The following is a 6,628-nucleotide window of genomic DNA, read 5'->3' on the forward strand; positions in this document are numbered from 1 at the left end:
GCGCCCAAGCGGCGTCCGCGACGAGGTCGTCGGGGACGTCGTCCGCGAGGACGGCGAGCACGATCGCTCCCCCGTCGCCGTCACGGCCCAGGAAAGCCCACTCGTGAACGCCCGGCACGGTGATCCCGGTCTTCTCGAGGGAGGCCCCCCGAAGTCGGCCCACCTCGGCAAGGGCGAGATGGCCCCCGATGACAGGCGCGGCATCGCGGCGCACGGCGAGCACGCGGGTGAGGGGGTCGTTCAGGAGGCGCAGCAGCAGATCGTCTTCGTCCCGCTCCGCGGCCGACCTGTCGACACGCATCTCCGGCCCCGCGGCGGGATCTGCGTCGAAGGGCGTGACTGCGGAGCGCGACATGAGGCACCTCTCTCACGAGTGGACGGGGCGGGCGGTTCCGGCGCGAGCTCCCCCGCCCAAGGGCGTGGCGTGGACGGCGGGGCGAGGGGCCCACCTACCCTGGGAGACATGGCACGCTCGCCCCTCATTTTAGCTGCGTCGGCGACGACGGCTCTGCCCGGCACCGTGTTCACCAGCGCTCGGGTCCTCACCGAGAACGCCGGCGGACGGTTCGACTCGGCTCTCGCGCGCACCGACGACGGCCGCGAGGTCGTCGTGCGCATGCCGGCCGGCGAAGAGGGCGCCCACGACTTGGCAGCCGAGTCGCGAGCCCTGCACGCCCTCACCGCCGGCGTGCGGGCACTGCTGCCGTTCGCCGTGCCCGAGGTCCTCGGCGAGAGCGGGTCCGGCGCGCAGCGCGTGCTCGTGGTCGATCGCATCGACGGTTACCGCATCGATCCCGCGCAGCTGCCGAAGGGGCCCGGCTACGCACCCGCGATCGGCGGGGCACTCGCGGCCGTTCATGCCCTCCCGGCATCCATCGTGCGCACCGACGGTCTCCCGGTCCGCACCTCCGAGCAGGTCCGCGACGACATCCGGCGCCTGCTCGACCGCGCCGACGCCACGGGGCGCGTGAGCGACGACCTCATGCTGCGCTGGCGGCGCGCCCTCGACGTCGACGACCTGTGGCGGTTCGAATCCGCGGTCGTCCTGGGCGGCGCGACCAGCGCGTCGATCGTCCTCGCCGACGACGCCGACGGCATCCCGCACGTCGTGGGAGTCCTCGACTGGGCCGGCCTCAGCGTCGGCGACCCGGCGGTCGACCTGCGGTGGCTGGCATCCGCCCCCACCGCCGCCGACGACGTGCACGAGGGCTACGCGGCGGCCGGCGAGCGGTCACCCGATCCCCTGCTGCGTGAGCGCGCCCGCCTGTACGCCGAACTGGAATTCGCCCGGTGGCTCGTCCACGGTCACGACGCCGGACAGGCCGATGTGGTCGACGACGCAGTCGCTCTGCTCGATGCCCTGGCCGACGGCGTCCGCGGAGATCACATCGTGTCCGACACGCGGAGCGACATCGACGACGCTATGGCACTCGTCGAGAGCGTGCCGCCCGTGTCGGCGCCCGGTCGCGTCGACACGTCGATGCAGACCGACGCCTACGATCCCGAGGCGCTGTCGCTGTACCTCGCGGTCGAGCGGGACCGCGCGGCCGCCGCAGATGCACTCGCCGCCGCGATGGATGACCGGGCGAATCCGGATGCCGCCACCGGCGCCCTCCACGTCGACCAGCTGCCCGCGCCCGACGGCATCGACCATGACGCCACCGCCCCCGTCGACTTGGAAGGCTGGGGCGACGACGCACCGCGCGGCGCCGCTGCAGACGCGTCTGACCAGGGCGATGCCACGGCTCGCACCGCTGCGGCCCCGGGGCAAGAGTCGTCGCGCGCCGACTCGACTCCCGAGGCGATCGTCGACGACGACGAAGACGCCCTTCGCGCGAGCCGGGCCGCTCTCCGCCGCTGGGGGGTCTCGGGCGACCCCGCCTGAGCGTTCGCCCCGGGCACGGCCGCCCCGCCACGCCCGGCAACTTGACGGAGCCCCGGGCGATCTCGCCTGATCCGCGCACTCAACCCTCGCAAGACGCCACGCCCCGCGACTCGACAGGGCCCGAGTGACCCCGCCTGATCCGCGCGCTCAGCCCCCGGCATCCACTTCCCCTCAGGCGCGGACCGTACCCCGCCGAGCCGCTCGCGTTCGCCTCCTCTTGGTGTGAGGCGGAATCGGTTGGTTTGGGGCGGAATCGGCGCCTTGGGGCGCGAAACTGCCGCCCCGAACGTACGGATCCGCCCCAAACCACACGCCCCGGCGCCCGCTGCCTCGCAAGGCGTGACGCCCCGCCGCTCTACAGGCCCCGAGCGACCCCGCCCGAGCCGCACGCTCGATCCTCGCAAGACGCCACGCCCCGCCGCTCGACGGGCCCGAGTGACCCCGCATGAGCCACACGCTCGACCCAGGGCGAAGCGCCACGCCACGCCCCGCCGCTCGACAGGGCCCCGAGTGACTCCGCCTGAGCCACACGATCGACCCAGGGCGAGGCGCCACGCCCTCGCGCGCGGCAGAGCCCAGGCACCCCCGCCTGTACCGATAAGCCCCCCGCGCGGGTGTCCCTCAGCCCCGAAGCACCAGTTCGTCGCCGACGTAGAACAACGCCACGTCGATGAGGTCGATGTCGATGCCGTGCTTGGCGTGGTACGCCTCCCGGTAGAGCTCGAGCTGCAGCATGCGCGCGCGTCGATCGGCGTCGGTGGTGGGCGGCCGACCCGTCTTCCAATCGACGATCTCGTAGCGGTCGCCGCGGCGGTACACGGCATCCAGTTTGCAGATGACGACGTGCTCGCGACCGTCGAGTCGCGTGGTGACGAAGTCGATCTCCGTCTCGACCTCGAGGGGGCGGAGGTTCGCCCACTCCGACCGCTCGAAGCACTCACGCAGCCGCTGCAGGTCTGCCGCGTGGGCGGCGGACGCCCCGATCTCGTCGTCATCCCACAGACCGTCGTCGTCCAGTCCGATCCCCGCGCCGACGTAGCCCGAGCGTTGCTCCACCCAGGCGTGGAAGAGCGTGCCGAGTCGCGTCTGGCGGTACGGGCGTTCGGGCATCGGCCGCCGCAGGTCGTCGACGGCGCGGCCGTAGTCCGCGACGAAATCCTTGAACTTCGACGCCGGAATGCGCGTGGGGGCGGGGGCGTGCGACGGCCGCAGGCGGTCGGCGCGCTCCGCGAGCAGCAGTTTCAGGTCGTCGTCGGCGCGCGCGGGAGGACTCGCACGCGCGGCGGTCGCGGTCGCCACGGCCGCCGTGATGGCGGTGCGGCGTGCGCCGAGAGGGTCGAGCGGCCAGTGCAGGAGCCGACGCTCTCCGTCGTACGGGTCATCGTCGAGCTCGCCGACCTCGAGGTCGATGCCTAGGGCTTCCGCGGCTTCCTCGAGAAAGACGCTCGGGCGTCGCGGACGTTTGGTGCCCGACCAACTCGACCCCGAGAGCAGAAGGTGATCGCGGGCGCGGGTGAAGGCCACATACGCCAGTCGTCGGTCCTCGTCGAGCTGACGCGCGCGATTGTCGGACACGAACGCCTCCATCGCCGCCTTCAGGTCTTGCTGCGTCTCGGCGCCACGCCAGCCGAAGACGGGTAGCCAGGCGGAGTCGCCGCGGAACTCGGAGGGCAGGATGCCAAAGCCCAACCAGCCTTTGGTGTCGCGCGCCAGCGACGGCAGCTCGTCGGTCACGAGCCGCACCACCGCCACGGCATCCCATTCGAGTCCCTTGGACCCGTGGATGGTCAGCAGTTGGACGACGTCGGCCTCGGGGGGCTCGGTGCGCGGGGCGAACTCGTCGGCCTGCTCGGCGTGGTCGAGCCACGCCAGGAGGCTCGCGACGGACCCCGACTCGTCGGCCGCGAGGAAGCCGCGGATCTCGTCGACGAAGGCGCGCAGCTGCGCCGACGCGACGCGCGCGGGTCCGCGCGACTCGTTCGCGGCGAGCTCGATGTCGAGTCGCAGCTCCGTCTCGATCAGCCTGATCAGCTCGGGGATCGGGGCGCCGGCACTGCGGCGGAGCCCGGCGAACACGGCCCCCGCCTCGCGCAGACGCGCGCGCCCCTCGGGCGTGATGTCGGCCAACCAACCGTGACCGTCGGTCTGGCGCGTGACGAAGTCGAGGGCGTCGACGAGCGAAGCCCGGTCGGCGCCCGGCGTCGAACGCAGGCGGTCCACCACGTCGGCCGCGAGCGGTTGGAGCGCGACGTCGTGCGTGGCGAGGCGGCGCGCCACCTGGGCGAGCGCGCGGAGGTCGGCGAGGCCGACCGCCCATCGCGGTCCCGACAGCAGGCGGATGAGGGCGGACCCCGCCTCGGGGTCGCTCATAACCCGCAGCACCGACACCACGTCAACCACCTCGGGTGTCGTGAGCAGACCTCCCAGCCCGAGGATGCGATGAGGAATGCCGCGACGGCCGAGCGCGTCGCCGAAGCGCACCATGTGCTTCTTGCTGCGGAACAGCAGTGCCCCCGTGGTGAGGCGTCCCTCTGCGGCGCGCGCGGCGCGTACGCCCACTAACCATGACGCGACGCGGTCGGCCTCGGCGTCCAGGTCGTTCTCGAACACCGTCTCGACGACACCGTCGGGCGCACCCGGCCGTGATCGCAGCTCTTCGACCGCGACAGCCGCGCGGGCGGCGAGCGGCGCGAGGACGGCGTTGGCGGCGTCGAGCACCCGCGCGCTGTTGCGCCAGCTGGTCAGCAGGGAGAAGTGCCGGCATCCGCCCGCGGGCGCGAAAGCGCCGGGGAAACCGCCCAGATTGCCCGCGCTCGCACCACGCCAGGCGTAAATGGCCTGGTGCGGGTCGCCCACGGCCATGACCCCCGTCCCCCCGAACAGTGTCGCGAGCAGGTCGGTCTGAACGACCGAGGTGTCTTGGTACTCGTCGAGCAGGACGACACGGTACCGCGCGCGGAGTTCCTCGACGACGGCCGGATGCTCCCGGGCGATGCGGAGCGCACCGGCGACCTGGTCGGCGAAATCCATGACGCCGAGGCGCGACTTCTCGCGGTCGTACGCCGCGGCGAGGTCGGCGAGCAGCGAGAGCGCCGACACCTTCGTCGCGGCATCCGCGACCTCTCTGTATACATCGACGCGGTTGGAGGTCGAGGGGCGTTCGACGACGCGCCCGAATTCGTCGGGGAAGGCCGCGAGCCGATCGAGGTCGACCAGGTTGTCGACGCCGTCGCGGGCGATTCGCAGCGCCGCGTCGATGAGCGTGCGCGGTGACTCCTGCCGCTCCTCCAGGCGGGGGTCGTCGGAGGAGAACACGACGCGTCGCATGAGCAGCCAGGCCGCGGATTCCGACAGCACCGCCGACTCGGCATCCCGCCCGATCCTCAGCCCGTGCTCGCGCACGATCGAGTCGGCGAAGCTGTTGTAGGTCGACACCGTCGGGCGGTGCAGGAGCTGATCGGCGTCGGCCGCCGACGCGGCGGCGACACCGACCTCGGAGGCGAGGGCATCGAGCGCCTCGCGACGCGCGGCGTCGCCGCGTGCGCCCTCGGCCGACGCTAGGTCGCCGAAGACGGTGAGCCTGCCCGCGGCGTGCAGGGCCGGGAGGGCGGACAGCAGGCCGCGCGACTCGAACTCCGAAAGACGCTGCAATCGCTTCTGGATGCGCTCGGCCAGTTCACCCGCGGCCTTTCGCGTGAACGTGAGACCGAGCACCTCGTCTCGACGCACGTGCGCATTGGCGACCAGCCAGACGACGCGGCCGGCCATCGTCTCGGTCTTACCGCTGCCGGCACCCGCAACCACCAGCGCCGGGGCGAGCGGTGCCTCGATGACAGCCGTCTGCTCGGCGGTGGGCGGGAACTGGCCCAGTGCGGCCGCGATGGTCGCGGCAGAAAGACCGACGGTCACGAAGCGCTCACCGCCGAGACCGTATGGATGCGGCACAGACCGTACGAGAACTCGTCGCGACAGTGCACCTCGTACGGGGCGGCGAAGCTCGTGCCCCGCATGACGCCGACGGCGCGCTGGACGCGCGTGACGAACTCCTCACGCTGGACATCGTCGAACGGCTGCTGCGTCGGCTCGGCATAGTCCTTCTTCGTCGCACTCGGCCGCAGCACGAGGAGTTTCGCCCCACCCGACGGCAACCCCGCCACCTGCTCGATCGCCCCCGACGAGAAGGCGAGTTGATACGCGGCGAGCTGCGGGTTGTCGGCGACCTTCTGGTCGGTCTGCGGTTCGTTCTTGCCGGTCTTGAGATCCACGATCACGACCTCGCCCGCCGGAGTGATCTCGACACGGTCGATGTCGCCGCTCAGCACGGCGCCGTGCTCGCCGGCATCGACGAGAGGGATCGGCACCTCGAAATGCCGCTCGGCCCCCACCAGCCGCCCGCCGGCGTCGTCGAAGCGCCGCAGATAGGTGGCGAGCCGTCGTACGAGGTCACGCGCGCGGGTTCTCTCAGCCCGTTCTCTCCATACGGCATCGAACGCGAGTTCTCCCCAGCGCTCCTCGACGACGGCCCACAGGTCGTCTTCGGAGGACGACGACGCTGTTTCGAGCGCCGCGTGGATGATCGTGCCGATACCGGCGGTCGTCCCGCCACGGTCGCCGCCGAGATCGGCGATCACCCAGTCGAGTTCGCACTCTTCGAGGGCATGCAGACGCGACGGCGAGACGCGCACGTCTTCGCGATCGAGGTCGCGCAGCGGCGCGGCGGAGGTCGGTGGCGCGACGCCGTAC

General features: G+C 72.1%; 3 protein-coding genes and 1 pseudogene. 1 reads left to right on the forward strand and 3 read right to left on the reverse strand.

The features are described 5' to 3' along the window. Window positions 1–355 (reverse strand): annotated as a pseudogene (locus RWP81_RS13010) (hypothetical protein); the annotation flags it as partial. A gap of 108 nt (window positions 356–463) precedes the next feature. Here RWP81_RS13010 and RWP81_RS13015 point away from each other — a divergent pair. Next, window positions 464–1,885, forward strand: coding sequence for a phosphotransferase (locus RWP81_RS13015; protein WP_314456755.1), 1,422 nt, complete (start codon window positions 464–466; stop codon window positions 1,883–1,885). Between the two features lie 621 nt (window positions 1,886–2,506). Here RWP81_RS13015 and RWP81_RS13020 read toward each other — a convergent pair. Beyond that, window positions 2,507–5,830, reverse strand: a complete 3,324-nt coding sequence (locus RWP81_RS13020; protein WP_399540602.1) for a UvrD-helicase domain-containing protein — start codon at window positions 5,828–5,830, stop codon at window positions 2,507–2,509. Beyond that, window positions 5,791–6,628, reverse strand: an 838-nt coding sequence (locus RWP81_RS13025; protein ID WP_314456757.1) for a PD-(D/E)XK nuclease family protein, incomplete at its 5' end; no start/stop codon positions are given. The genes RWP81_RS13025 and RWP81_RS13020, both read right to left, overlap by 40 nt.

Source organism: uncultured Microbacterium sp. (genome assembly GCF_963521695.1).
GTDB lineage: Bacteria > Actinomycetota > Actinomycetes > Actinomycetales > Microbacteriaceae > Microbacterium.

What these genes read in the sequence shown, in the direction of transcription:
- RWP81_RS13015 (WP_314456755.1), top strand. Translation starts at nt 464, where the DNA reads ATGGCACGCTCGCCCCTCATTTTAGCTGCGTCGGCGACGACGGCTCTG.